We start from the raw sequence: 25,984 nt of genomic DNA, 5'->3' as shown, positions 1-25,984 counted from the left end.
TATGGGTCAAGCATTAGGTTTAGTTGAAACTAAGGGGTTAACAGCTGCAATTGAAGCAGCAGATGCAATGGTTAAGGCAGCAAACGTTGTTTTGTGTGGATATGAAAAGATTGGATTTGGTCTTGTGACTGTTATGGTTAGGGGAGATGTAGGCGCTGTTAAGGCAGCTGTTGATGCTGGTGCTGAGGCAGCAAGACAAGTTGGTGAATTACACGCAGTTCACGTAATCCCAAGACCACACGCAGAAGTAGAAAGGGTTATATTAAAAACTGAAAATTAGGGACGGTTCTCAATTTATTCTTATCTAAATCAATTTGGACAACCTAAGGGACGGTTCTCAACTTATTTATATCTACAACAATTTGGACTACCTAGGGACAGCTAATATTGTTAAATGAATTAACGGGTAAATAAGTCAAGTGTTATACGCTTGGTAAGGGTGAAAAATATGGATAAACATGAATTTGCAAACAATATTTTGAATGATTTAATGTCAAAATTAAATAAAAGGAAAGTAGAAAAAAGAAATTTTAAATTAACAAGCTTAGAAAATATGGTTGATTTAAATAATGTAAGAAAGGATGAAAACAAATACATAGAACAAGCTAAAAAAAAGGTGGAAGAGAAGATTGTTTTGACTGAAAACGATGTGTTGAAGTTAAATGAAAAACAAATAATACTTCACCCTGGCTCAATCATAACTCCTCTTGCTAAAGAAGCAGCAAGGCGAAAAGGTATAAATATAATCATTAGTAACTCAAATTGATTGGTGGTAATGCTGCTTAACGAAATTTTAAAGTGGCATTACTGCAATCTTGTTTACAACAGTTGGAGGTAATGGCTATGAATTTAGGTAAGGTAATCGGAACAGTAATTGCAACAAGAAAGGACGAAAGGCTGGTTGGAAGTAAACTTATGATAACACAACCTCTAGATTATGATTATAAGCCTATTGGCAATCCATTTATTGCAGTTGATACGGTTGGCGCTGGCATAGGTGAAGTTGTTATATACACAACTTCTGGAACAGCTGCAAGGCTTGCAGCAAGAAAAATGGAGGCTCCAATTGATATTGCAATTGTTGGCATAGTCGACAAAGTAGACATTGAACCTTAGGGACGGTTCTCAACTTATTCTTATCTAAATCAATTTGGACTACCTGGGGGACGGTTCTCAATTAATTCTTATTTAAGATAATTTGGACAACTCAATATAAAAAATTTTAAATATTAATTTAAAAACAATAATGTGAAGAGCTGTGCAATCATTGAAATCGAGATTAGTAATAGTTAAAAAGCGGTGGTTATATCGACTTTTTAGCCATAGAAGAAGGGGCGAGAACAAAGTTGTCCAAATTGACAAACAAATCAAGAAGTCAAGAAATCAAGTGAATGTCACCAAAGGGGGTGGTGATTTGAAGGCACAGGATGTAAAAAGGGCAATAGAATATAGACAGCTTATTGATGTTTTGATGGGAAATGGATATGCGGATATAGTTTTGTATAGAGGGAATGTTATAAATGTTGTTTCAGGTGAAATCTACAGGGCGGACGTTGCTATAAAGGGTAAATACATACTCATGGTTGGGGATGCTGAAAATCTTATTGGTGAAAAAACACTTGTTGTTGACCTTCAAGGAAAGTATGTATCACCAGGATTTATTGATTCACATATGCATTTTGAGAGCAGTATGTTAACTATTACGGAGTTTTCAAGGCTCTCAATTCCTTCAGGGACTACGACTTTAGTTGCTGACCCACATGAGATAGGAAATGCATTAGGTCCAGTTGGAATAAAGGCTATGGCGGATGAGATAGCCAATGTTCCAAATCATGTGCATCTTGTAATTCCATCTTTAACTCCAGACTGCCCAAAACTTGAAACTGCAGGATACGACATAACTTCAAAGGATATGGAGGAGCTTTTGAATTACAAAAATATTATTGGTATCGGCGAATTACAGGGATTTAGCAATGCAAAGCATGTTTATAGAAACACACCAGAGATAATCGATGACCTTTTGGCATCAACAAGTTACGCTAAATCCATAGGGAAAATAGTTGATGGCAACGCTCCTGAGTTATTTGGAGCTGAGCTTGCAGCTCATATAATAACAACTGGAGGGAAATGCTCCTGCCATGAAACAACAACAAAGGAGGAGTGCGTTGAAAAAATCCGCCAGGGAGTTTATGTGTTTATGCGTGAGGGTTCAACCCAGAAGAATATGGCAGAGTGTATAAGAGCCTATACAGAAGAAGGGCTTGACACAAGAAGAATGATTCTTGCAACCGACGATATGGTTGCAGCCGACCTTGAAACGTTGGGACATATGAATGAAATAATTAGAAGAACAATAAAACAGGGCATAGAACCCGTAAAAGCTATACAAATGGCAACGATTAATCCAGCGGAATATTTCAACCTTCAGGATAGAGGGGCATTATTGCCGGGAAAACTTGCAGATATTGCGGTGATAAGCGACTTAGAAGAGATGAAGGTGGATGCAGTTTTTATAGAAGGAAAACTTGTATCAGCAAAAGGAAAGCTTCTGATAGACCTTCCAAAGTATGTTTATCCCGAATCGGTAAAAAATTCAGTTAAGTGTGAAAAGATATCTGAAGTGGATATTATGATAAAGACTAATAAAAATATGGCAAGAGTAAGATGCATAGAACTTATCCCAGACCAAAACTTAACAGGTGCACTTGAAGAAGAAATGAGGGTAAGTTCAGGAGTCATATTGCCAGATACATCAAAGGATGTTCTTGAGATGATATGTGTTGAGAGGTATGGAAGAAGGGGGACAATCGGTAAAACATTTGTCAAGGGATTTGGTCTTAAACAAGGAGCCTTTGCGGAGAGTGTATCCCATGACGCACATAATATTATTGCAGTAGGGTGCAACTTGAGGGATATCGTTAGCGCTGTTAACAGGGTGATTGAGATTGGCGGCGGAATAGCTATTTCAAACAACGGTAGAATTTTAGAGGAATTGAGGCTTCCAGTAGGTGGGTTAATAACTGATGAACTTAACGGACATGAAGTAAGCGAAAAGATAATGCAAATGGAGAGAATAGCAAGAGAAACATTGGGATGCAGGGTTCATGCTCCTTTTATGCATTTATCATTCCTTGCACTTACAACAAGCCCTAAGTGGAAAATAACTGACATGGGACTTGTTGATGTAAATAATTTTAAGATACTCGAAACTGTAGTGACATAATTATTAAGGCATTTAATTATCCCGGGGTCAGTAAGCTATCACAAATATAGTTAATATTTTGTGATAGCTTCACAAAATATTAACAGGCTGACACTATCAAAGGGGGGATTTTTGTGTCAAGCAAAACTCAAACAGTAAACCAAAACTCTGGCTTTGCAGGTTGGGCAGAAAAAATTTTTAAGCTAAGGGAGAACAAGACTGACGTTAGGACAGAAATCATCGCAGGGTTTACAACATTTATGACCATGGCTTACATTTTAATCGTAAACCCACTGATATTAGGCGAAACTGGAATGGACAAAGGAGCTTTATTTACGGCAACAGCACTATCAGCTGCAGTTGCAACTCTTGTTATGGCTTTCCACGCCAATTACCCATTTGCACTTGCACCTGGTATGGGGCTTAATGCATTCTTTGCGTTTACAGTTGTAATAGGAATGAAATATTCCTGGGAAGTTGCATTAACCGCAATTCTTATCGAAGGTATAATATTCATAATACTTTCAGTTACAAGGGTTCGTGAAGCAATAGTTAATGCCATACCGTTAACAATCAAGCATGCTGTCAGCGTAGGTATTGGTCTTTTCATCGCCTTCATAGGCGTTAGAAGTGCAGGTATTGTTGTTAATTCAGATGATACTGCTGTGACATTAGGGAATTTGACAAGTCCTCAGGTAGCAGTTGCACTTGTAGGTTTGGTTGTTATTGGTTATTTGCTTGCTAAGGGAGTTAAGGGTGCCATATTGATTGGAATATTAGTAGCAACAGTTGTAGGAATACCTTTAAAGGTAACCCCAATGCCAAGCGCATTAATAAGCGCTCCGCCATCATTATCACCTATTTTCTTTAAATTTGACTTTAGCAAAATATTAACTGGTGAATTTTTGATAGTTATGTTTACATTCCTGTTTGTTGATATGTTTGACACAATAGGAACGCTTGTTGGAGTTGCATCAAAGGCGGATATGCTCGATAAGGAAGGAAAACTTCCAAGGGCAAAGCAGGCACTTTTAGCTGATGCTATTGGAACAACATTTGGTGCTGTTGTAGGAACAAGCACAGTAACAACTTATGTTGAAAGTGCGGCAGGTGTGGCAGAAGGCGGAAGGACAGGGCTTACTGCTTTAACAACAGCAATTTTAATGCTTTTGGCACTATTATTCTCGCCAATACTTACAATAGTTCCTGGTGCGGCTACTGCTCCAGCATTGATAATAATAGGTTTATTCATGATGACTCCAATTACAAAGATTAACCTTGAAGACTTTACTGAAGGTATCCCAGCCTTCTTAACAATAATTATGATGCCATTTGCATACAGCATAGCTGAAGGATTGGTATTTGGTATCGTATCGTATGTTGTTTTGAAGGTTATAACAGGAAAGGCAAGGGATGTCTCAATAACAATGTATATATTGGCAATACTATTTGCAATAAAGAGCGTTATGTAAAAATGAATAGATAAAATGATTTAAAGCTTAATAGGGTGTCCAATATCTTTTTTGGGCACCTAAATTTTCACAAAAAGCATGGCCAAATTGACAAACAAATCAAGAAGTCAAGAAATCAAGTGAATGTCACTTATGGGGGGATAGTATGCTTATTAAGAATGGAACTGTTGTTACTATGAATAAAAAAAGGGAAATAATAAAGGCTGATATATTGATAGAGGGAAATATTATTAAGGAGATAAGACCTAATATTGATATACAAGATGATAAAGTTATTGATGCAACGGGAAAGGCAGTTATTCCAGGGCTTATTCAAACGCATATTCATTTGACACAAACCCTTTTTAGAGGTCAGGCGGATGATCTTGAACTTCTGGATTGGTTGAAATTAAGGATTTGGCCATTAGAGGGAGGACATACACCTGAATCAAATTATTTATCTGCAAAGCTTGGGATAGCAGAGCTTATAAAGGGTGGGACAACTTCTATCATCGATATGGAAACTGTTCATCATACCGATAGCGCAATTGAAGCTATTTATGAAACGGGATTTAGAGCAGTTACAGGAAAATGTATGATGGATTATGGAACTGAAGTTCCAAGCACTTTGATGGAAAATGCCGAGGACAGCATAAATGAAAGCGTTGAGCTGTTGAAAAAGTGGCACAACAAGGGGAATGGAAGGATTAAATATGCCTTTGCCCCAAGGTTTGTTGTATCCTGCACAGAGGATTTGCTTCTTAGGGTAAGGGACCTTGCAAAGGAATACGATGTAATGATTCATACCCATGCTTCGGAAAACAGAGGAGAGATTGAATTTGTTGAAAAGGACAGAGGGATGAGAAATATTATATATCTTCATAAATTAGGTATGACGGGTGAAAAATTAATCCTTGCCCATTGTATATGGCTGGATGATGAGGAGATGAGGATTCTTTCTGATACCGGAACTAAGATTTCACATTGTCCAAGCTCTAATTTAAAGCTTGCTTCGGGTATTGCTAAAATTCCAGAGCTTATTGATATGGGTGCAAATGTATCGATTGCAGCAGACGGTGCGCCGTGCAATAACAATCTTGATGCTTTCACAGAGATGAGAATGGCTGCACTAATTCAAAAGGCAAGGCTCTTAAGCCCTACAGCAATGCCTGCTATGAAGGTGTTTGAACTTGCAACTATAAACGGTGCAAAGGCTATGTGCATGAAGGACAAATTAGGAAGCATTGAAGTTGGTAAGATTGCAGATATTGCAATAGTAAATCTTAATAAATTGCATAATGCTCCAAATGAAGAAGTGGATATTATTTCACAGCTTGTTTATTCAGCTAAGGCAGAAGATGTGGAAACCACAATAATCGACGGTAAGATAGTTATGAAGGATAGAAAATTAACAACTATAGATGAAAAAGCTCTTTTGGAGGATGTAAATAAAATAATTAAAACACAAATAGACAGAGCTGGGGTAAAAAAGTGAGGGGTTTTTATGGAATGCTATAGGGCAACTAAAATTCAAGAAGCATTGAAAATCTTGAATCAACATAAGAATTGTAAATTGATTGCTGGTGGGACGGATTTCGTGATAAAGATGAGAAAAGGGCAGCTTAATTGTGATTTTGTTATAGATATAAGCTCAGTTGAGGAGCTTAAGGGGATTAGAGAAGTAGGAGAGTATATTGAGATTGGGGCAGCGACAACATTTTCTGAGATTGTCGATTGCGTGTTAGTGAGCAATAGGTTAAAAGGCTTAAAAAGTGCAGCAAAAAGCGTTGGTTCACCTCAGATTAGAAATAGAGGAACAGTAGGGGGAAATATTTGCAATGCATCTCCAGCTGCAGATATGGTTCCAGCACTTCTTGCACTTGATAGCAGTATAATTTTAGAGAGCGTAGATTCAAAAAGAGAGATATCACTAAGGGATTTTTTCGTAGACAAGGGTAAAACTATAATACAACCTAACGAGATATTGACAACTATAAAATTTAAAAATCCAACCAAAAATCAGGCACTTGGATTTTATAAAATTGGTCTTAGAAAGTCTCTTGCAATTTCAAGAATTAGTTTTGCTGTATTTTTAGAAATCGACAGCATTAATAGAATTGAAATGTTTAGAGCAGCAAGTGGTTCAATCGGTAAATTTCCTATGAGGGAATACAAATTGGAAGAATTTTTAATTGGAAGAATATTTGATGAAGATGCCTTGAATATGGCCTGTAGATTATTAGAAGAAGATGTTTTTGATAGGCTAAGCGGAAGAAATACAGCAAAATTTAAGAGCATTGCATCATCCGGGTGTTTTAAGAGGGCAATTGAATTGGGTATGGATGAATGCAGGGGGTGATTGAATTTGAAAAAAATTAGTATAAATATAAATGAGATTAATTACGAATGCGAAGTTGAGGAAGAGTTAAGGCTAATAGACCTTTTAAGGGACAGACTTCACCTTACAGGAAGCAAGGAGGGCTGTGGCGAGGGCGAGTGTGGCGCCTGCACAGTGATTATGAACGGAAGAATAGTGAATTCTTGCCTTGTTCTTGCCTTTCAAGCGGACGGAAGCAAAATAACAACCATAGAGGGCGTTGAGGAGGATGATCATATTAAGAAAGCATTTTTAGAGGTGGGAGCTGTTCAATGCGGATTTTGTTTCCCAGGGATGGTTTTGGCGGCTAAATCACTTCTTGATAAAAATACAAATCCTGATGAACATGAGATTAGAGAGGCAATCTCGGGGAATCTTTGCAGATGCACAGGATACAATAAAATAGTTGAGGGCATAAAATTGGCGTCAACCTTTATAAGGGGTGATAAAGGTGAATAGCTTAAATGTTGTCGGGAGGAGTATTACAAAGGTTGATGGTAAGAATAAATTGGATGGAAGAGCAATATATCCTCAGGATATATATATTGAAGGGATGCTGTTTGGAACTACAGTTAGGTCAACTAAACCACACGCATTTATAAATATAGATATAACTGAAGCGCAAAAGGTTGATGGAGTTGTAAAGATTTTAACCTATAGTGATGTTCCAGGGAAAAATCACCATGGAGTTGTATTAAAAGACCACGAGGTTTTTGCATCTAAAAAGGTCAGAAGGATTGGAGACCCGATAGCATTTGTAATTGCAAAGACTAAGGAAATAGCAGAATATGCTGCTAAATTAGTTAAGGTTGAATATGATGAGCTTCCTGCGGTGTTCGACGCAGAAGATGCAATGAAGCCTGAAAGTCCAAAAGTTCAAGATAGGGATAATCTTTTTTATCATTTTAAAATAAGACGCGGAGATGTTGATATAGCCTTCAAGGAGTGCGATGTAATAGTTGAAAATGTGTATAAAGTTCCTATGGTTGACCATGCTTTCCTGCAGCCGGAGGCGGGAGTTTCATATATTGATGAACAAGGAAGGATAGTTGTAATTGCATCTACTCAATATCCACATTTTGACCAGGAGGAGATTGCTGAAAGTCTAGGGGTTGAAAAGGATAGGGTAAGGGTTGTAAATCCTACTGTTGGTGGTGCATTTGGGGGCAGAGAGGATATAACACTGCAAATTCACCTTGCAATTGCTGCATATTTGACAAAGAAACCCGTAAAGGTTGTTTATTCAAGGGAAGAGTCATTTGTCGCCCATTCAAAGAGACATTCAATGAAGATGTATTATAAAACAGGTGCAACTAAGGATGGAAGGCTTTTAGCGCTCGAAGCAAGGATAATAGGAGACTCAGGAGCCTATGCATCATGGGCAATGAACGTCTTAAGAAAATCGGCGGTTCATGCTACAGGACCCTATGAGATACCCAATGTGAAGGTTGACTCCTATGCAGTTTATACAAACAATCCATTTACAGGGGCGATGAGGGGATTTGGTGCTACTCAGGTTGCTATTGCCTATGAGCAGCAGATGGATATTTTAGCTGAGAAATTAGGTATTAGCCCAATTGATATTAGGCTAAAAAATGCCTTTAGAGTAGGCTCAATTACAGCTACTGGGCAAGTTTTGAACGAGGGAGTCAAGGCAGTAGAGTGCATTGAAGCGATAAAAGATTAATTGGGGACGGTTCTCAACTTATTCTTATTTAAGAAAATTTGGACAATAAACAACAAGAACAATAGATAATTAATAAAATGATAAAAAGAGAGATTCTTATAATTAAACTAAATGATAGCTTATAATTGTAAACAGTAAATGTTGAAATTGATTTTTTGATAAGAAAATCGCCGTGAGCTTGAAACCTGGAAGGGCTAATTTATCAATATTTGGGGACGGTTCTCAACTTATTCTTATCTAAGACAATTTGAACAACCAACATCAAAAACCTGATATTAAAATAAATATAAAGTAATAAAATAAAGCTGTATAATTATAGAACTTAAATTGGCTTGGAGTATCTATATGTTGGAGTTTCTATACGTTGCAGTATCCTGACGGAGAGAAAAAATAGTAGAAATTGAAACTTAGCTATGAATCTTGCGAATTGTTTAATTGAATTTTGGTAAAATACGTGGACGTGAGAATTTATTTAGTTCTAGAAAACCTGCTGTTTTGGCGGTAATTATAAATTAGTTGACTGTAGTTTTTTAATAAAGTAATGAAAAATGAATTTGAGAAAATGAATTTAATAAAATGAGTTTGAAAAATGAGTGTAAAAAATGATGTAAAAAGTTAGCGCAAAAAATTAGTGTAAAAAATTAGTATGATAAATGAGTGTTAAAATGAGTGTTAAAATGAGTTATAAGTTGTAGCAAACAGTTTGTCTAAATTGACAAACAACTCAAGAACTCAAGAAGTCAAGTGAATGTCACTCATGGGGGTGGTAGTTTGAAGAAGAGGGGAAAGGGGATTGCGAGCATATTTTACGGAACAGGATATGGTAATGGATTCCCGGATATTTCAAGGGCGAAGGCAAGGCTATTGAAAGATGGACGGGTTGAGGTTTCAATAGGGGCAACAGAGGTTGGACAGGGTGCTAAGACGGTTATGATTCAAATTGCTGCAGAGGCGTTGAATATGGATGTGAATGAGATTGTTCTTATTAATGAGGATACATCTATAACGCCTGATTCGGGAACTGCTGCAGCGTCAAGGCAGACGTATAATTCAGGCAATGCAGTAAAATTGACTTGTCAGAATTTAAGAAATAGATTGATATTAGAAACTAAAAAATTGCTTAAATTAAATGAGGATGTGGAATTGGAGGTAAAGCAGGGGAAAATTTTTGCTAAGGGAAGCGAAGAGTTGTTAGGTTTTGATAAGCTTGCAAAGGATAGTGAGAAGGAAATAGTGGAATGCGGTGAATTTAAGGCAAATACAACTCAAATGGACGAAAATGGACAGGGTAACCCCTACTGGCCCTACACATTTGCTGCATGTGCAGTTGAGGTTGAAGTGGATACTGAAACTGGTGAAATAGCTGTGGTTGATGCTAAATTCTCTCTCGATTGCGGTAAGGCGGTTAATCCATCACTTGTTGAGGGGCAGATAGATGGAGGGTTTGCTATGGGCGTTGGCTATGCATTGATGGAGGATATTGGACTTAATAGTGGCAGGATAACTAATGGAAGTTTTGAAAAATACATTATACCAACTTCTCTTGATATTCCAAAAGTTAATAAGGTCATAATTGAAGATGCTGAAACCACAGCCCCCTTTGGGGCAAAGGGCATAGGCGAGCCTGTTATGATTCCTGTTGCTCCAGCAATTTTAAATGCCATTTATGATGCAATAAAGATAAGATTTTTTGAAATACCAGTAACTCCAGATAAAGTGCTGCTGGCTATTAATGAAAAAAGGGTGGTTTGATGGATGAATTAAAAAAATTCGTAAATATAGCAAGAGGAAAACAAAAAGCTGAACTTGTAATTAAAAACTGTAGAATAATAAATGTGTTTTCTCATGAAATAATCGAGGGTGACATTGCTATAGAAGATGGAAAAATAGTAGCAGTAGGAGATTATGAAGGATTGAATGAATTAGACGCAAAAGGCTTATATGCAGCTCCTGGGCTTATTGATGCTCATGTTCATATTGAATCTTCCCTTGTAACCCCTGGAGAGTTTGCAAAGGCCATTGTTCCAAGAGGAACTACTTCGATTATCGCCGACCCTCATGAGATTGCAAATGTTTGCGGTATAGATGGTATTGAATACATGCTCAAGGCAAGCGAAAAACTGCCTCTTGATGTGTTTTTGATGTTCCCTTCATGCGTTCCTGCGACTGATTTTGAAACATCGGGTGCTACTCTTACCGATGAGGATATAAAAAGCCTTATAGACAACCAAAGAATTTTAGGGCTTGGAGAACTAATGGACTTTCCATCTGTAATCAATGCTGAAGAGAAAATTTTAAAAAAGATTGAGGCTTCCAAGGGAAAGATAATAGATGGGCATGGCCCTTCTATTATTGGAAAAGATTTGAACGCCTATGCTGCAGCAAAGGTAAGAACGGAGCACGAATGTTCCACAGTTAATGAACTTGTCGAAAGGCTGCGGCTTGGTATATATATATTAATAAGAGAAGGTTCAGCAGCAAGAAATCTTGCTGAACTTGCTAAGGCTGTAAACCCATACAATTTAAGAAGATGCCTGTTTTGCACAGATGATAGGCACCCAGAGGATATTATCAATTTCGGACACATAAACAACAACTTAAAGATTGCTGTAAAAAATGGAATTGATGCTATTTCTGCAATAACTATGGCTACTTTAAACGCAGCAGAGTGCTATGGTTTAAAAGATAAGGGAGCAATAGCACCAAATTTTGATGCTGATATTGTTCTGTTTAAGGATTTAGTAAATTTTGAAGCCATCTATGTATTCAAGAATGGTAAACTTGTTGCAAAGGACGGAAATGCTTTGTTTGAAGCTCCTAAGCATTATGATGAAAGGGTTTTAAACAGGATAAATATAAAAAATATTAACTATGACACGCTAAAGATAATGCTAAGAGAAGAAGTTGCAAGCGTAATAAAATTAATGCCATTTAGCCTTGTAACCAAGAACAACAAAAGAAGAATAAATTTAATTGACGGTGAATTCAGATGCGAGAACAACGAAAATCTTTTAAAGCTTGCAGTAATAGAAAGGCATAGGGGAACTGGAAATGTTGGACTTGGTATAGTTGAGGGATTTGGACTTAAAAATGGAGCCATTGCAACGACAATAGCACACGACTCCCATAATTTAATAGTTATAGGTGACAACGATGAGGATATGATAAAAGCAGTCAAGGAGATTGAAAAAGTTAAGGGCGGAATAACAGTTGTTTCAAGGGGAGAAGTATTAAATACACTCCCGCTTCCAATTGCAGGGCTTATGAGCGATGAGGATATTGAAACTGTTAATAGAAAACTAACCGAGATTATTGAATTAGCTTATGAACGATTAAATGTATCAAAGGACTACGACCCTGTTATGACGCTTGCATTTTTGGCCCTTCCAGTAATACCGGAATTGAAGCTTACAGATAAAGGGCTATTTAATGTGATGAACTTTACATTCGAAGTGTAAATAGTATTTTGAGAGAAATTAAATACTGTTTTAAAAAAGATTGGCATTTTGTTATGCACATCAAAGAGTTGCTTAAAAATAAAGCAACTCTATTTTTATTTGTGCTATTAATTTAAGCAGTGTAGTTAAAAAATACATTTGAATTAATTCATAAATTTTTTGTTTTCAAATTGTTCATTATTTTGGACACACAATTGACACAATAGGGGTTTAGAATATAATCAAGAAAACAAGAGAAAGGAAGTGCATATATGTTTTTAATTGACATTTTAATAATCTTTGCTTTGGTTTATTTATGCAGAGACAAATTTAATTTTGGTAAGAATTCAGCGGCTCAGGAAAAACTTGACATGATGCTTGTAAATGGAGAAATTAGCGAAGAGGACTACATAACTAAGAAAAGAATTTTAAACGAAATGAGGTGATTAAATGCATAGAGGTTTTGGAAAGGGGTTCCCTGTTGGACCTGGATTTGGATTCGACGGAAGAATGATTGAAAGAGGATTTGGATACCATTGGATTGGGCCCTTAGTAATGCTTGGATTAATAATTCTACTATTAATTGCAGCATATTTTATATACAAAAGATATAAAATAAATAACAACATAGCGCTTCAAATACTTAACAGAAGATTTGTAGCAGGTGAAATCAGTGAAGCAGAATACATTAGAAAAAAAGAACTATTGCTTGGTAAAAAGATAAAGAAAAATAGATACTCATCGTTTGATGTTGAAGAATCAAAGCCTGACAATAAAGATGATTCAAATACAAATGACAAAACTAACGAAAAGTAGAAGATGAAAAATAGTGAGAGTAGTTAATATAAGTTTGAGAGTTTAGCATATGGATACCCCTTAAATATAAAAGCCCGGCATTGCCGGGCTAAAATATTATGCAGCTTTTTCGCCTTTGTTTGCAGCTATTTTCTTTTCATATCTTGCATACATAAGAACAGCTACTATTCCGAAGAATATTGGACCTGCTACTGACCAGAATGTAGTCTTCATATCTCCAGCAAGAGCTGGTTCAAGTATTGTAAAGAAGTTAGCAAATCCAACTGTTAGAGTAACTAATACTGTCCAGATTAATGCACTGTTGTAAGTCTTGAATATTTCAAATGGCTTGTGTATTTCAGTCTTCTTCTTAAATGGAGCAAATGCTATTGAGATAAACATATATGGTAAAGTCATACCTACGTTAGTCATCATAACAAGTATTTCGAAGAACTTAGCCATTGAATCTCCACCGATAGCTATAAGAGCAATCATAACAACAACAATTGCACATTGAACCCACATAGCGAATGTTGGCATACCGTCTTTAACTTCTCCAAGTCTTCCTGGCCAAAGTTCAGATGGTGTTCCTTCAATCATTTGCTTCAATGGAGCATAAGTTAATGTAAAGAATGCACCCATAAGGGCAAAGAACATTGAAAGACCAACGAATCTTGAAATCCATTGTCCAAGAGCTACAGCTGCTGCTTCGCTCGCGCCAAATGCAAGTCCCATTTGATATCCTAAGTTACCCATTACAACGTAACCAGCGTTTCCAAGGTGAACGCCTTCAACGTTTATAACCTTTGTCCAGTTAGTGAATATACCAACAAGAAGTATACCTAATGAATAACCGATTGTTATAATAATAGCTGAAATAGTAATTCCTTTTGGAAGAGTCTTTTCTGGGTTTTCAGTTTGGTCAACAAGACCACTTGCAACTTCAATTCCACCATAAGCGAATATTGCGTAAACAACGAAAGCAAGTCCTGCTATCATATTTCCAGCAAATTTTGGATTTGGTGATTGAGTAAATGATGCAAGTCCAACTATTGGTTCAGCAAGTTGTCCTTTGTTTAATACTAATATTAATAAAGCTCCTACCCATAAAAGTATGTTAAGTCCTGCTACAGCTGTTCCACCAAGTGATGTTATCTTCTTTATCTTGTCAAGACCCTTTGATGAAAGATAAGTAACAAGTATTATCCAAGCTATACCTAATACAGCAAGTGTTTGTGGAGCTGAAAGTCCTAACAATGACCATGTCTTAGTTGTATCCTTACCAAATATTGCATTTGATAGAGGAATCCACATACCCTGTGATACGTTAACCATCCAGATGATGTATGATACATACCACATGAATGTTCCGATGAATGCAAACTTAGGTCCTATTGATTTTTCCATCCATGAGTAGATACCACCCTTTTCGTTTTTGAAGGCAGCACCGAATTCAGCCATCATGAATGCAAATGGTATAAAGAATGTTATACCTGAAAGAATATACCATGGAATAGCTGCGTATCCCATCTTGTAGAATGATCTTGGAATGTTGTTAAATCCATACACTGAAGTAAAAATCATAAGAATTAATGATACCAGTGTGAGTTTTTTTGAACTCTTTGGGCTTGATGCCATGATTTTTCTCCTCCCCGTATTAACATATTTTTTACAATATCCATTATATCGTTATCGACAATAAATGCAATCATTCTACAAAAAGTAGTAAAATTCTGTTAATTCAATATATTGTGAACAATGGTGAAATATTTGAAATGCCTTCAGTCAATGTCGTTAAAAAGCATTAAAAATCATATATTATGGGCGTTTTTTCAGAATTATGATATGCAAATATTTTCTATAAATTAATTTTAAGAAAAAAGAGAAATAAAAAAATTTTTATTTTAATATAAAAATATTTTAATAGAGATTAAAAATAAATCACAAATTATAATATAGCGATTTTTAGACGATTTTTAGACACTCAAATGTTAAAATTATATTAACTACAAATGAAAGGGGTTATAAACATATGGAAGTTAAAGTTCCAAGCGATATCGAAATAGCACAGAGTGCTAAAATGAAGCCAATAGCAGAAATTGCAAAAGAATGGGGAATTGAAGAGGACGAAATCGAATTATATGGAAAGTATAAGGCAAAAATCTCACTTGATATTTATAAAAGACTAAAGGATAAGCCTGATGGAAAGCTTGTTTTAGTTACTGCAATAAATCCGACACCGGCAGGGGAAGGGAAATCAACAACTACAGTAGGTCTTGGCCAGGCTTTAAATAAAATAGGCAAAAAGGCAGTTATCGCATTAAGAGAGCCTTCTTTAGGACCTGTATTTGGAGTTAAAGGCGGTGCAGCAGGTGGTGGATACGCTCAGGTTGTTCCGATGGAGGATATAAATTTACATTTTACAGGGGATATGCACGCTATTACTGCAGCTCACAATTTAGTTGCAGCAGCTATAGATAACCATATCCATCAAGGGAATGCATTAGGAATAGACTCAAGACAAATAGCTTGGAAAAGAGTTCTTGATATGAACGACAGAGCACTAAGACACATAGTTGTGGGACTTGGTGGAAAGGCCAATGGATTTGTTAGAGAAGATGGATTTATGATTACTGTTGCATCTGAGGTTATGGCAGCACTTTGCCTTGCAAGCGACCTTATGGACCTTAAGGAAAGATTCGCAAGAATGGTTGTTGCCTATACTTATGAAGGAAAACCAGTTACAATAAGAGATTTAAACGTTCAAGGTGCAATGGCGGTTTTAATGAAGGATGCAATAAAGCCAAATCTTGTTCAGACGCTTGAAAACACACCAGCTCTTATTCATGGAGGACCGTTTGCAAATATTGCCCACGGCTGCAATAGTATAATGGCTACAAAGCTTGGATTAAAGCTTGGGGATTATCTTGTAACTGAAGCTGGATTTGGTGCAGACCTTGGCGCTGAAAAGTTCCTCGACATCAAGTGCAGATATGCAGGATTTAACCCAGATGCAGTTGTTATTGTAGCAACGATAAGAGCGTTAAAGATGCACGGCGGTGTGTTAAAGGCTGACCTTGGAAAGGAAAATTTACAGGCTCTTGAAAGAGGATTTGAAAACCTTGAAAGACATGTAAACAACATAAGAAAATATGGATTGCCAGTGTTGGTTGCAATAAATAGATTCGTGAGCGATACTGAAGCTGAAATAGAGCTTTTACAAAAACTTTGCCAGAAGATAAATGTTGAAGTATCACTCAATGAAGTTTGGGCAAAGGGTGGAGAAGGCGGAATCGACATGGCTCAAAAATTAGTAAACCTAATTGAAAACAACAAGCCAAACTTCAACTTCCTATACGATGTAAATGAGTCAATTGTAGAAAAGGTAAATAAGATTGCAAGAAATATATATGGAGCAAACGGAGCTGTGTTTACTCAACAGGCAATGAAGCAGGTTCAAAAGATTGAAGAGATGGGACTTGATAAGCTTCCAATCTGTATGGCAAAGACTCAATATTCATTCTCAGACAACCCAGCCCTTTTAGGTGCACCAAAGGACTTTGATGTAACAGTTAAGGAAGTCAGACTTTCAGCAGGAGCAGGATTTATAGTTGTTCTAACAGGCGACATTATGACAATGCCAGGACTTCCAAAGGTTCCATCAGCTGAAAAAATAGACATTGACGAAAACGGAAATATAACTGGATTGTTCTAATTTATTAAGAGGTGATATAATGATTAGCAACTTGGATATAAAAGATGCGATGAAAATAAAACTTGATGAGATACCTGAATATCCTAAATTCGTAGAAGGAATCAGAAGAGCTCCTAATAGAGGTTTTAGACTAACAAAGGAGCAGACTGAAATAGCACTTAAAAATGCCCTTAGGTATATTCCAGAGGAATACCACGAAATGCTTGCGCCGGAGTTTATGGAGGAGCTTTTAACAAGGGGAAGAATATATGGATACAGATTTAGGCCAGAAGGAAACATTAAAGCCAAGCCAATCCATGAATACAAGGGCAATTGCATTGAAGGCAAGGCATTTCAGGTAATGATAGACAACAATCTTGATTTTGATATAGCGCTTTATCCGTATGAACTTGTAACTTATGGTGAAACAGGTTCGGTATGCCACAACTGGATGCAATATAGACTTATAATAAAATATCTTGAGGTAATGACACAGGACCAGACATTGGTAGTTGCATCAGGACATCCTGTTGGACTCTTTAAGTCAAGACCTGAAGCTCCAAGGGTAATAATAACAAATGCACTTATGGTAGGTATGTTTGACAATCCACACGACTGGGAAATTGCAGAGGAAATGGGGGTTGCAAACTATGGACAGATGACTGCAGGAGGATGGATGTATATAGGCCCACAGGGTATTGTTCATGGAACCTTCAATACTATTTTAAATGCTGGTAGATTAAAGCTTGGACTTCAGCATGATGAGGATTTAAGGGGAAGACTATTCATATCATCAGGTCTTGGTGGAATGAGCGGCGCTCAGCCAAAGGCAATTGAGATTGCAAACGGAGTTGGAATAATCGCCGAGGTTGACTATTCAAGAATAATGACAAGATACAATCAAGGGTGGGTTAAGCTTGTATCTTCAGATTTAGAGGAAGTATACAGAGTAGCTCAAGAATATATGGCAAAAAAGGAGCCTATTTCAATTGCTTACCACGGAAATGTAGTTGACCTTTTAGAATATGCTGTTAAAAACAATATTCATGTGGACCTTTTATCAGACCAGACATCCTGCCATGCTGTTTATGAGGGAGGATACTGTCCTCAGGGCTTGACCTTTGATGAAAGAACTAAACTTCTTGAGACAGACAGGGAAAAATTCACTGAACTTGTTGATAAGAGTTTAAGAAGACATTATGAGCTTATAAAAACTCTTGTTGAAAGAGGAACCTACTTTTTTGACTACGGCAACTCATTTATGAAGGCTGTTTTTGATGCTGGAGTAAAGGAAATAGCAAAGGGCAATGATCCTAAGAATGGATTTATTTTCCCTTCATATGTTGAGGATATAATGGGACCTATGCTTTTTGACTATGGTTATGGTCCATTCAGATGGGTATGTCTTAGCGGTGACGAAGAGGATTTGAGAAAGACAGACAGGGCTGCTATGGAATGCATTGATCCTAATAGAAGACCACAGGACAGGGACAACTGGGTTTGGATAAGGGACGCAGAAAAGAACAAATTGGTTGTTGGAACCAAAGCAAGAATACTGTATCAGGATGCAGAAGGAAGAACAAAGATTGCGCTTAAGTTCAACGAAATGGTAAGAAGAGGAGAAGTTGGCCCTATAATGCTTGGCCGCGACCACCACGATGTATCAGGAACAGATTCTCCATTTAGAGAAACTGCAAATATAAAGGATGGAAGCAATATAATGGCGGACATGGCAACCCACTGCTTTGCAGGAAATGCAGCAAGAGGAATGAGTCTTATAGCACTTCATAACGGAGGCGGAGTTGGAATTGGAAAATCTATAAACGGTGGATTTGGCCTTGTGCTTGACGGAAGCTATAGAATAGATGAGATAATAAAGAGCGCTATGATGTGGGACGTTCTAGGAGGAGTTGCAAGAAGAGCTTGGGCAAGAAATGAACATGCAATTGAAGTTATTGTTGAACACAACAAAAAAAGCTCAACTGATCATGTAACGTTGCCATTTGTTGCGGATGATAATCTTGTTAAGGATGCAGTTGAGAAGGCACTTAAAAGACATGGATTAGAAAGATAAAAAGGGGGGATTTTGTCCCCCTATTATAAAGACTAAAGAAAGGGATGATACTATGGGCATGACAAAAATTGTTGAATGCGTTCCAAATTTCAGCGAAGGAATAGACCTTGATAAAATTGAAAAAATAGTAAATCCATTTAGAGGCAAGGATAATGTTAAACTTCTTGATTATAAAAGAGATGCAGACCACAACAGAGTAGTTGTAACTGTTGTTGGAGAGCCACAGGCAGTTAAGAATGCCATGCTTGAAGCTATGGGAGTTGCAATAGAAGTTATAGACATGAGAAATCATAAGGGAGAACATCCAAGAATGGGGGCAGTTGATGTCGTTCCATTCATCCCCGTAAAGAATATGACTATGACAGAGGCAGTTGAGCTTTCAAAGGAATTTGCAAAGGAAGCTGCAGAAAGGTATAATGTTCCAATATTCCTATATGAAAAATCAGCTTCTTCACCAGATAGGGAAAACCTTGCAAATATTAGAAAAGGCGAATATGAAGGAATGTTTGAAAAGATTAAACAGCCTGAATGGAAACCTGACTTTGGACCAACTGAAGTTCATCCAACAGCTGGAGTTACTGCGACTGGCGCAAGAATGCCCCTTGTTGCATTTAACGTTAACCTTGGAACTAACAATATAGAAATTGCAAACAAAATTGCAAAGAATGTAAGATTCCTAAATGGCGGTTTAAGATACTGCAAGGCAATTGGTATTGAACTTAAGGATAGAGGAATAGTTCAGGTATCAATGAACATGACTGACTATACAAAGACCGCACTTTACAGAGCCTTTGAACTAATAAAGGTTGAGGCAAGAAGATATGGTGTTCCTGTAATAGGAAGCGAAATTATTGGTCTTTTACCAATGGAGGCATTGATTGATACAGCAGTTTACTACCTCGGAGTTGAAGATTTCTCAATGGATCAAGTTTTAGAAAACAGAATAATGGAGTGAGGATATGAAAAACAAGCTTCTTATTAAAAATGCAAGCGAGGTTGTAACCTGTTCAGGCTTTGAGGCAAAAAAAGGCCAAAACATGAATGAACTTAATATAATTGAAGATGGTGCAGTTGTTGTTGAGGACGGAATAATCAAACTTGTCGGGAAAACTCAAGAAGTTTTAAGAAATATTGATGAAAAAGAGTATGAAGTAATCGACGCAAAGGGAAAGGCAATTTTACCAGGGTTTATAGATTCCCATACCCACTTTGTATTTGGAGGTTATAGAGCCGATGAGTATTACTTAAGGCTCAAGGGTGCAACCTATATGGAGATAATGCAAAAGGGCGGAGGAATAATAAACTCTGTAAGAGGAACAAGACAAGCTTCGAAGGAAGAATTAGTTGAACTTGGACTTAAGAGATTAAACTCAATGCTCAGCTTTGGAGTTACAACAGTTGAAGGAAAATCAGGCTATGGACTTGATTTTGATACTGAAGTAAAGCAGCTTGAGGTTTATGAGGAGCTAAATAAAATACATCCTGTTGATATTGTAAAAACATATCTTGGGGCTCATTCTGTTCCAACTGAATACAAAGGAAGAGGAATGGATTATATAGAATATATAATAAAAGAGGTTCTGCCATATATTAAGGAAAAAAATCTTGCTGAATTTGTTGATGTGTTCTGCGAAAAAAATGTATTTTCAATTGAAGAATCAAGAAGGCTTTTACTGGCAGCAAAGCAAATGGGATTCAAATTAAAGATGCACGCAGATGAAATAGTGTCATTAGGTGGTGCCGAACTTGCTGCAGAGGTTGGAGCAACTTCTGCTGACCATCTTCTGCAGGCCAGTGATGAGGGAATAAAGAGTATGGCAGAAAAAGGTGTTATTGCAACATTGCTCCCTGCAACTGCCTTTAGTCTAAGGGAACATTACGCAAGGGCAAGACATATGATAGACAGTGGTGCATCAGTTGCTCTTGCAAGCGATTTTAACCCAGGAAGCTGCTTTACAGAAAATTTAGCCTTTGTCGTTGCACTTTCTACTTTATATATGAACATGACTTTAGAAGAGGCTATTACTGCAATAACGATAAATGCAGCAGCAGCTATAGGAAGGGAAAAGGAAATTGGGAGCTTAGACCAAGGCAAGCAGGCGGATATTGTTATTTTGGAACATCCATCGTATAAATTTATACCATATCATATTGGAATAAGTTCAGTTGAAAAGGTTATCAAAAGAGGTAAATTGGTATTTGATAAGGAAAGGGATGATAGATATGCTTATTGAAAAAACTGTCAGAGGTTTTGTTGAAGAGACTGCAAGTTCTGCACCTGTTCCAGGCGGCGGAAGCGTAGCGGCTTTATCAGGCTCGATTGCAGCGGCACTTTCTGAAATGGTTGCAAATCTTACTGTAGGTAAAAAGGGTTATGAGGAAGTTCAAGATGAAATGAAGACAATTATAGAAAAGGCAAAGGCATTAAGAGAAAAATTATTAGAAGATATAGACAGGGACTGTAAGGCATTCGATAAAGTTATGGATGCGTTTAAAATGCCTAAGGAAACTGACGAAGAAAAGGAAGCAAGAAAGAATGCTATCCAAAGTGCTCTAAAGGAAGCTGCACTTGTTCCTCTTGAAGCTGCAAAGGATGCGTTCAGGATATTCGAACTTGCGGATGTAGTTGTTGTAAAGGGAAACAAGAATGCAGTAACAGATGGTGCAGTATCCTGTATGATGGCAAGAACGGCAGTTTTATCAGCACTATTAAATGTAAAAATAAACCTTGCATCGATAAAGGATGAGGAATTTGTAGAAAAGCTTTCAAAGGAAGTTGCAGAACTTGAGAGCAAGGTAAATGAAGTTGAAATGGAAATACTTAAAAAGGTTGTTCTGTGATATTCATAAAAATTAATAATTTATGCAAAAATAGCTACCGAGATATAGTCAGGTAGCTATTTTTAATTAGGTTAACTTGTTTAATTATCGTTTTACTACATCAAAATTATTCTCAATAAGTAGCCAATTTTGTGGGAATGAAATTCCGAGCTTCCAATAACTTACACCTCTAAGGTTCAATTCTTTTACAAGGTTAAATTTTGCTTGAATTGAACGGGCATCCTCAAACCATACTGTATGGCGTCTTCCATTTGCATCGGTATAATCAAAATGTGGAGCCTGAGCTGTTGTATCATAGCTTATAGGCACATTGTTTTCTGCAGCCAATAAAATAGCTTCTTGCGGACTGATTGCTCTTGCAACACTTCCAGGAACAAAAGGAAGAGTCCAATCATATCCATACAAATTTTGCCCCATCATAATTTTAGAGGCGGGCATCTCAGTTAAAGCATATTCAATAACCTTTCTAACTTCAGGCAATGGAGATACTGGCATTGCTGGTCCTCCACTATAGCCCCATTCATAGGTCATTATGACAACAAAGTCAGCAATTTCACCATGGGCTCTATAGTCATGGGCTTCATACCATTCACCTGTCTGTGCAGCACTTGTTTTTGGTGCAAGAGCAGTTGACATTAATAGGCCCTGTGCGCTCAATCTTGCTTTGGCCTTTCTCAGAAAGGCGTTATAATTTTCTCTAAGTTCTCGAGGCAGATGCTCTAAATCAAAATGTATATCCTTGAAGTTAAGCCTTTTTGCAGTAGAAATAATATTGTTGAGCAGAGTGTCTTGTAACTGCTGATTTGTTAAAATAAGTCTTCCAAGCTCTGTGCTGAATTGCCCGCCCTCAAGATTAGTAACCGCCATCAATAAAACTGCACCGCTGTTATCCGCAATACTTCTGAAATTATTTAATGGTGGCTCCCTTAAAGTTCCATCCCTCTGAATCTGGAAGCTAAAGGGTGAAAGATAAGTTAAATGCGGTGCTACTCTCCTAACAGACTGTTCCAACTCAGGCGTAACTCTCCCGCCTAATGGCTCAACGTATGCGTTAATTTCTGCTTTTCTTCTTGGCATTGGGGGAATATACAATCTTAAACCAATAGGAAGAGGTCTGTTAGGAGGGATGCCATTAATCCTGGCAAGTGTAAGATAGTTAATTCCGAATTTTCTTGCAATACTGTATAAACTATCTCCCGGCTGAACCCAATAGAAGCTTCCCACTATTGGAATTACAAGAGCTTGGCCTACTACTAGCTGGTTTGGATTTGGAAGTTCATTAGCCCCCGCAATTGCGCCAATTGTTGAATTATATATTCGTGCAATTTCAAATAAAGACTGTCCTGGTCTAACAACATGAATTTGCATAGTATCTCCTTTCACTTATGAATTCATCCATTATTATTTTATGAATTAGAAGGAGAATTGTACCATTTTTCTAACAGATATTATATCTAAGTTTTAGATCTTTTATTAATTTGCATTCCAATATAAATGCTTCAAATTCTATGTCTGTAATAGTGAACAAAGTCATAATTAAGCTAATATAGAGAAATTAAATTTGTGCCAGGTATAGAAGCAAACATTCTTGAAGATACGAATTTTTCACCATCCAAGGATAGCAGGTTTTCAATCAATGGGAACAGTTAAGAATAGTTTAGTGGAAGAGGATATTGGAAAATTATTTAAGGATCAATACAAAGTAACTTAAAAGGAAAATAAAGTAAAAAATTACTAAAACGAAAACACAATTGTTGAAGTACAATCAACGGGTTCAATATGGTATTTTAATCCTTGTGAACTAAATGACATAAGAGAAAATGGTTTACAGGAATAACGAGACAGAACAACAAACAAGCAGCAGTGCCATAATAATATTAATGACTTTATAATTTTATACAAGGGACTTTTGGAACATAGAGCCAAACAATGCCAGCAGCAGGTTTCTACAAAGCCAATAAATGCAAGAATTACAGAAGCTCACCAACAAGGTAGACAGGAATTCACCACTGTATTTTAGGCAGGCTTACTATCAATATAAATGGCCAAGATTTTGTTGTAACAAAGGGTAATTCTATACGATTTAAGGCAGATAGCCCTCATGTTTATAAAAATACAGGTGATACAATTTGCTCATTAAGTGCGGTTATTTATTATCCAATGTAGGAGTTCATTTGGCTTGTTAATAAGGTTATGATAATGTAGCTTAATTATAGGTAGATATTTTGTACTATTGGAATTTATTAAGTGTTGAGAAGTTTTTGAATACATTAGATTAATAGTTCTTACTGATATATGTAGGTGTTTATAGGATAAATGTTGCTATAGAGATGAAGTTAAAATAATTGAAAAACCGCAGTTATAGCGAAACGGAGAACCGTATCATAAGTGGCGGAGGTTTTTAGATTTAACCATTGATAAAATAATAATAATAAAACCATGGGAATGAGGAAGATTTAGAGAATAAGAAGAAAATAAATTATGATGATAATTTTTTAAAACCACCATTAATTGGTAAATTAAGGTATAATCATTATATCAACTAGTTGTGACGCAATAGTAAAATACTGCGAAGCAAATATTATTAATTGAACTTTGCTTATGCGGAGAAAGGAGTTTAAGCATGGCAAATATTTACTATACAAATGTATTTTTTGAACCATCCACATTAAACCCATTTAGCGAAAACAGATGGTATGATAGAAATTGGATAGTGTTGAAACTACTTGACGATGCAGACTACTTTCTTTTTACAGGTGGTGGTCAAGAAAGCGTTTTTCAGGTTATAGTTACAAAGAAATGTTCTGATTGGAAATATAGAATTATGGATTTTATAGAGTATGAAACGTCACATAATAAGTATATAATCGTATCAGTTTCAAGGGGTGATTTAGATACTGCTAAAAAAGAGTATAGTGGGCATAGTTATATGGATAGATTTTTAAGACCATATGAATGGAAGGTGTTGGTTCATAGCACTACTTGGGATTGTTGGCAATCCATAAAGAAAGATGGTTGCTTGAAATCGTTGAATACCTTGAAATTAGAAGATTTCATTAAAGAATAAAGACCTATCGGCGAGAAGCTGGGTGACCCCACTGATTATAGTGATTATATCATGTTTACAAACGGAGGAATTGCATGAGAAATTGTTGTATCTTCCAAACAAAAAGGTCAAATAGAAATGAATGTAGATACATTTTATAAACCTGGGGCAAGGTTATATTTTGATGCCCAAAAGATTGCCAATGATGGTTTATTAGTTCGAGATAGTAACATTTCATGCATAGAATTAATATAATGATATTAGTGAGTAATTGTTATATTAAGGAAGGTTAACTATGCTATCTAGCATTGAATTTGTACGACAATCTTTAGAGTTACATCTCTTTTTTGCAAGGATTATGAAAGAACATTCATTTTTTCTAGAAATAGGTTTTACACAAAAGGACTCAAATCTTATACTTAAAGCAGATACCCTTAGAATGGAGTTTGACAACCTTTTAGCAGATACCATATCGCTTTCAAATGGCGTTGTAAGTAGTAGTGTTTTACAGTCTGGCGAAGTAATAACACCATTTACACTAAAAGCTGAAATTGCTTCAGCATATTTTACAGGAATAGACATTCCAACTGATTTGACGGAAGCAGAAGAAGCATTAATGGGCGATGAATTAATGGTAGTTAATCCTATGCTAGAACAAGAAGTATTTATGCTTAATCAGAGAGCTATGCGTTTGGTTTCAGCTTTAGTACAATTTAAAACTAGGCTATTATCAGGAGTTATATCATGTAAGATATTTACAAGTAACTACCCTTTACTTATAGACCATATTTTAAGAGAAGCAAAGTTTTATTATCAGCTGATTCAAAGACTTCAGAATCGTGAAGATATAAACTTGGAAAAAGAGGCTTATGAGCAAGAAGTTTTCTGGAACAGAATTATGGCTGAACACTCCAAATTTATTCGTGGACTTCTTGATCCCACCGAAAATGAGCTTATAAATACAGCAAATAACTTTGGAAATGAGTTTGATAAACTGACTAAAGAGGCAATAGAAGCGATGGATGCTGCAATGCCAATTGCAAAAGTTACAGAAGATAGCTTGAAAGCAACTATAGAAATTAAAAAGTTTAAGCAACAAGGTACCCAAGGATTAGTAGATTGTAAAATTAAATCCATAATAATACCGTTATTGGGTGACCACACTTTACGGGAGGCAAATCACTATTTGCGATTATTAAAAATATTTAAAACAGCAAAAAAATAATAAAGCATTATTAGGAATTGTGTGCCATTATGTTATAGGGGATTGTAGATCGTTTATGGTTATCGAAAATGTAATTGTTTCAATTGACTATAGGGGATTAGGAGTAGGAAAGAAGCTTAGGTGTGAAACACAAGGTGTTTCACACCTTTTTTGTG

Annotated in this window: 24 protein-coding genes; 22 read left to right on the top strand and 2 right to left on the bottom strand. The window is 36.5% G+C overall.

What is annotated here, in order from left to right; all coding sequences use genetic code 11:
* The first annotated feature begins 1 nt into the window (after window position 1).
* The 13 genes from ABG79_RS01890 to ABG79_RS01835 all read left to right on the top strand — a co-directional run bounded on the left by ABG79_RS01890 (window position 2) and on the right by ABG79_RS01835 (window position 12,970).
* Window positions 2-280, top strand: a complete 279-nt coding sequence (locus ABG79_RS01890; protein WP_057976562.1) for a BMC domain-containing protein — start codon at window positions 2-4, stop codon at window positions 278-280.
* A gap of 168 nt (window positions 281-448) precedes the next feature.
* Window positions 449-766: a hypothetical protein gene (locus ABG79_RS01885; protein ID WP_057976560.1), complete on the top strand. Its 318-nt coding sequence runs from the start codon at window positions 449-451 to the stop codon at window positions 764-766.
* 77 nt (window positions 767-843) lie between these two features.
* Window positions 844-1,116 (top strand): EutN/CcmL family microcompartment protein, encoded by a 273-nt coding sequence (locus ABG79_RS01880; RefSeq protein WP_057976558.1) that lies wholly within the window; start codon window positions 844-846, stop codon window positions 1,114-1,116.
* Between the two features lie 298 nt (window positions 1,117-1,414).
* Complete coding sequence (gene ade, locus ABG79_RS01875; RefSeq protein WP_057976556.1) at window positions 1,415-3,223, top strand: adenine deaminase; 1,809 nt, start codon at window positions 1,415-1,417, stop codon at window positions 3,221-3,223.
* Between the two features lie 113 nt (window positions 3,224-3,336).
* Window positions 3,337-4,674 (top strand): NCS2 family permease, encoded by a 1,338-nt coding sequence (locus tag ABG79_RS01870; protein WP_057976554.1) that lies wholly within the window; start codon window positions 3,337-3,339, stop codon window positions 4,672-4,674.
* A 145-nt stretch (window positions 4,675-4,819) separates the two neighbouring features.
* On the top strand, window positions 4,820-6,148 hold the full coding sequence (locus tag ABG79_RS01865) for a 5'-deoxyadenosine deaminase (RefSeq protein WP_057976552.1): 1,329 nt from the start codon (window positions 4,820-4,822) through the stop codon (window positions 6,146-6,148).
* A gap of 9 nt (window positions 6,149-6,157) precedes the next feature.
* Window positions 6,158-7,012: an FAD binding domain-containing protein gene (locus ABG79_RS01860; RefSeq protein ID WP_057976550.1), complete on the top strand. Its 855-nt coding sequence runs from the start codon at window positions 6,158-6,160 to the stop codon at window positions 7,010-7,012.
* A 6-nt stretch (window positions 7,013-7,018) separates the two neighbouring features.
* Complete coding sequence (locus tag ABG79_RS01855; protein ID WP_057976548.1) at window positions 7,019-7,489, top strand: (2Fe-2S)-binding protein; 471 nt, start codon at window positions 7,019-7,021, stop codon at window positions 7,487-7,489.
* On the top strand, window positions 7,482-8,717 hold the full coding sequence (locus tag ABG79_RS01850; protein ID WP_057976546.1) for a xanthine dehydrogenase family protein molybdopterin-binding subunit: 1,236 nt from the start codon (window positions 7,482-7,484) through the stop codon (window positions 8,715-8,717). Before ABG79_RS01855 ends, ABG79_RS01850 begins: the two co-directional genes overlap by 8 nt.
* Before the next feature lie 771 nt (window positions 8,718-9,488).
* The gene (locus tag ABG79_RS01845; RefSeq protein WP_057976544.1) at window positions 9,489-10,469 is read left to right on the top strand and encodes a xanthine dehydrogenase family protein molybdopterin-binding subunit; all 981 of its coding nucleotides are present in this window, start codon (window positions 9,489-9,491) and stop codon (window positions 10,467-10,469) included.
* On the top strand, window positions 10,469-12,175 hold the full coding sequence (gene ade, locus ABG79_RS01840) for an adenine deaminase (protein WP_057976542.1): 1,707 nt from the start codon (window positions 10,469-10,471) through the stop codon (window positions 12,173-12,175). Before ABG79_RS01845 ends, ade (ABG79_RS01840) begins: the two co-directional genes overlap by 1 nt.
* A gap of 251 nt (window positions 12,176-12,426) precedes the next feature.
* Window positions 12,427-12,600 (top strand): SHOCT domain-containing protein, encoded by a 174-nt coding sequence (locus tag ABG79_RS12360; protein ID WP_152978181.1) that lies wholly within the window; start codon window positions 12,427-12,429, stop codon window positions 12,598-12,600.
* Window positions 12,601-12,604: 4 nt separating this feature from the next.
* Complete coding sequence (locus tag ABG79_RS01835; RefSeq protein WP_057976540.1) at window positions 12,605-12,970, top strand: SHOCT domain-containing protein; 366 nt, start codon at window positions 12,605-12,607, stop codon at window positions 12,968-12,970.
* A gap of 96 nt (window positions 12,971-13,066) precedes the next feature.
* Here the strand turns inward: ABG79_RS01835 and yjeM are convergent, their stop codons facing one another.
* Window positions 13,067-14,587, bottom strand: a complete 1,521-nt coding sequence (yjeM, locus tag ABG79_RS01830; RefSeq protein WP_057976538.1) for a glutamate/gamma-aminobutyrate family transporter YjeM — start codon at window positions 14,585-14,587, stop codon at window positions 13,067-13,069.
* A gap of 394 nt (window positions 14,588-14,981) precedes the next feature.
* On the opposite strand from yjeM, the gene ABG79_RS01825 reads away from it, so the two are divergent.
* Genes ABG79_RS01825 through ABG79_RS01805 form a run of 5 tightly spaced genes read left to right on the top strand, consistent with a single transcriptional unit; the run spans window position 14,982 to window position 21,558 of the window.
* Window positions 14,982-16,664: a formate--tetrahydrofolate ligase gene (locus ABG79_RS01825; RefSeq protein WP_057976536.1), complete on the top strand. Its 1,683-nt coding sequence runs from the start codon at window positions 14,982-14,984 to the stop codon at window positions 16,662-16,664.
* A gap of 19 nt (window positions 16,665-16,683) precedes the next feature.
* Window positions 16,684-18,717: a urocanate hydratase gene (locus tag ABG79_RS01820; protein WP_057976534.1), complete on the top strand. Its 2,034-nt coding sequence runs from the start codon at window positions 16,684-16,686 to the stop codon at window positions 18,715-18,717.
* Between the two features lie 52 nt (window positions 18,718-18,769).
* Window positions 18,770-19,672 (top strand): glutamate formimidoyltransferase, encoded by a 903-nt coding sequence (gene ftcD, locus ABG79_RS01815; protein ID WP_152978180.1) that lies wholly within the window; start codon window positions 18,770-18,772, stop codon window positions 19,670-19,672.
* Window positions 19,673-19,676: 4 nt separating this feature from the next.
* Window positions 19,677-20,951, top strand: a complete 1,275-nt coding sequence (gene hutI / locus ABG79_RS01810; protein ID WP_057976532.1) for an imidazolonepropionase — start codon at window positions 19,677-19,679, stop codon at window positions 20,949-20,951.
* Window positions 20,941-21,558 carry a cyclodeaminase/cyclohydrolase family protein gene (locus ABG79_RS01805; protein WP_057976530.1) on the top strand — a complete coding sequence of 206 codons (618 nt, stop codon included), beginning with the start codon at window positions 20,941-20,943 and terminating at the stop codon, window positions 21,556-21,558. Before hutI ends, ABG79_RS01805 begins: the two co-directional genes overlap by 11 nt.
* 84 nt (window positions 21,559-21,642) lie before the next feature.
* Here ABG79_RS01805 and ABG79_RS01800 read toward each other — a convergent pair whose 3' ends face one another.
* Window positions 21,643-22,926 (bottom strand): glycoside hydrolase family 18 protein, encoded by a 1,284-nt coding sequence (locus ABG79_RS01800; RefSeq protein WP_057977031.1) that lies wholly within the window; start codon window positions 22,924-22,926, stop codon window positions 21,643-21,645.
* Between the two features lie 220 nt (window positions 22,927-23,146).
* Here ABG79_RS01800 and ABG79_RS12735 point away from each other — a divergent pair, with 220 nt between their 5' ends.
* From ABG79_RS12735 to ABG79_RS01790, 4 genes are all read left to right on the top strand, one after another.
* Window positions 23,147-23,269: a hypothetical protein gene (locus tag ABG79_RS12735; protein WP_278287111.1), complete on the top strand. Its 123-nt coding sequence runs from the start codon at window positions 23,147-23,149 to the stop codon at window positions 23,267-23,269.
* A 290-nt stretch (window positions 23,270-23,559) separates the two neighbouring features.
* Complete coding sequence (locus ABG79_RS12810) at window positions 23,560-23,724, top strand: cupin domain-containing protein (protein WP_423230084.1); 165 nt, start codon at window positions 23,560-23,562, stop codon at window positions 23,722-23,724.
* 457 nt (window positions 23,725-24,181) lie between these two features.
* Window positions 24,182-24,625 carry a hypothetical protein gene (locus ABG79_RS01795; RefSeq protein ID WP_057976528.1) on the top strand — a complete coding sequence of 148 codons (444 nt, stop codon included), beginning with the start codon at window positions 24,182-24,184 and terminating at the stop codon, window positions 24,623-24,625.
* Between the two features lie 274 nt (window positions 24,626-24,899).
* Complete coding sequence (locus ABG79_RS01790; protein ID WP_057976526.1) at window positions 24,900-25,829, top strand: DUF2935 domain-containing protein; 930 nt, start codon at window positions 24,900-24,902, stop codon at window positions 25,827-25,829.
* Window positions 25,830-25,984: the final 155 nt, after the last annotated feature.

This window comes from Caloramator mitchellensis (assembly GCF_001440545.1).
Lineage (GTDB): Bacteria > Bacillota > Clostridia > Clostridiales > Caloramatoraceae > Caloramator > Caloramator mitchellensis.
The sequence above is the reverse complement of the archived record's forward strand: the minus strand, read 5'-3'. Positions and strand labels throughout refer to the sequence as shown.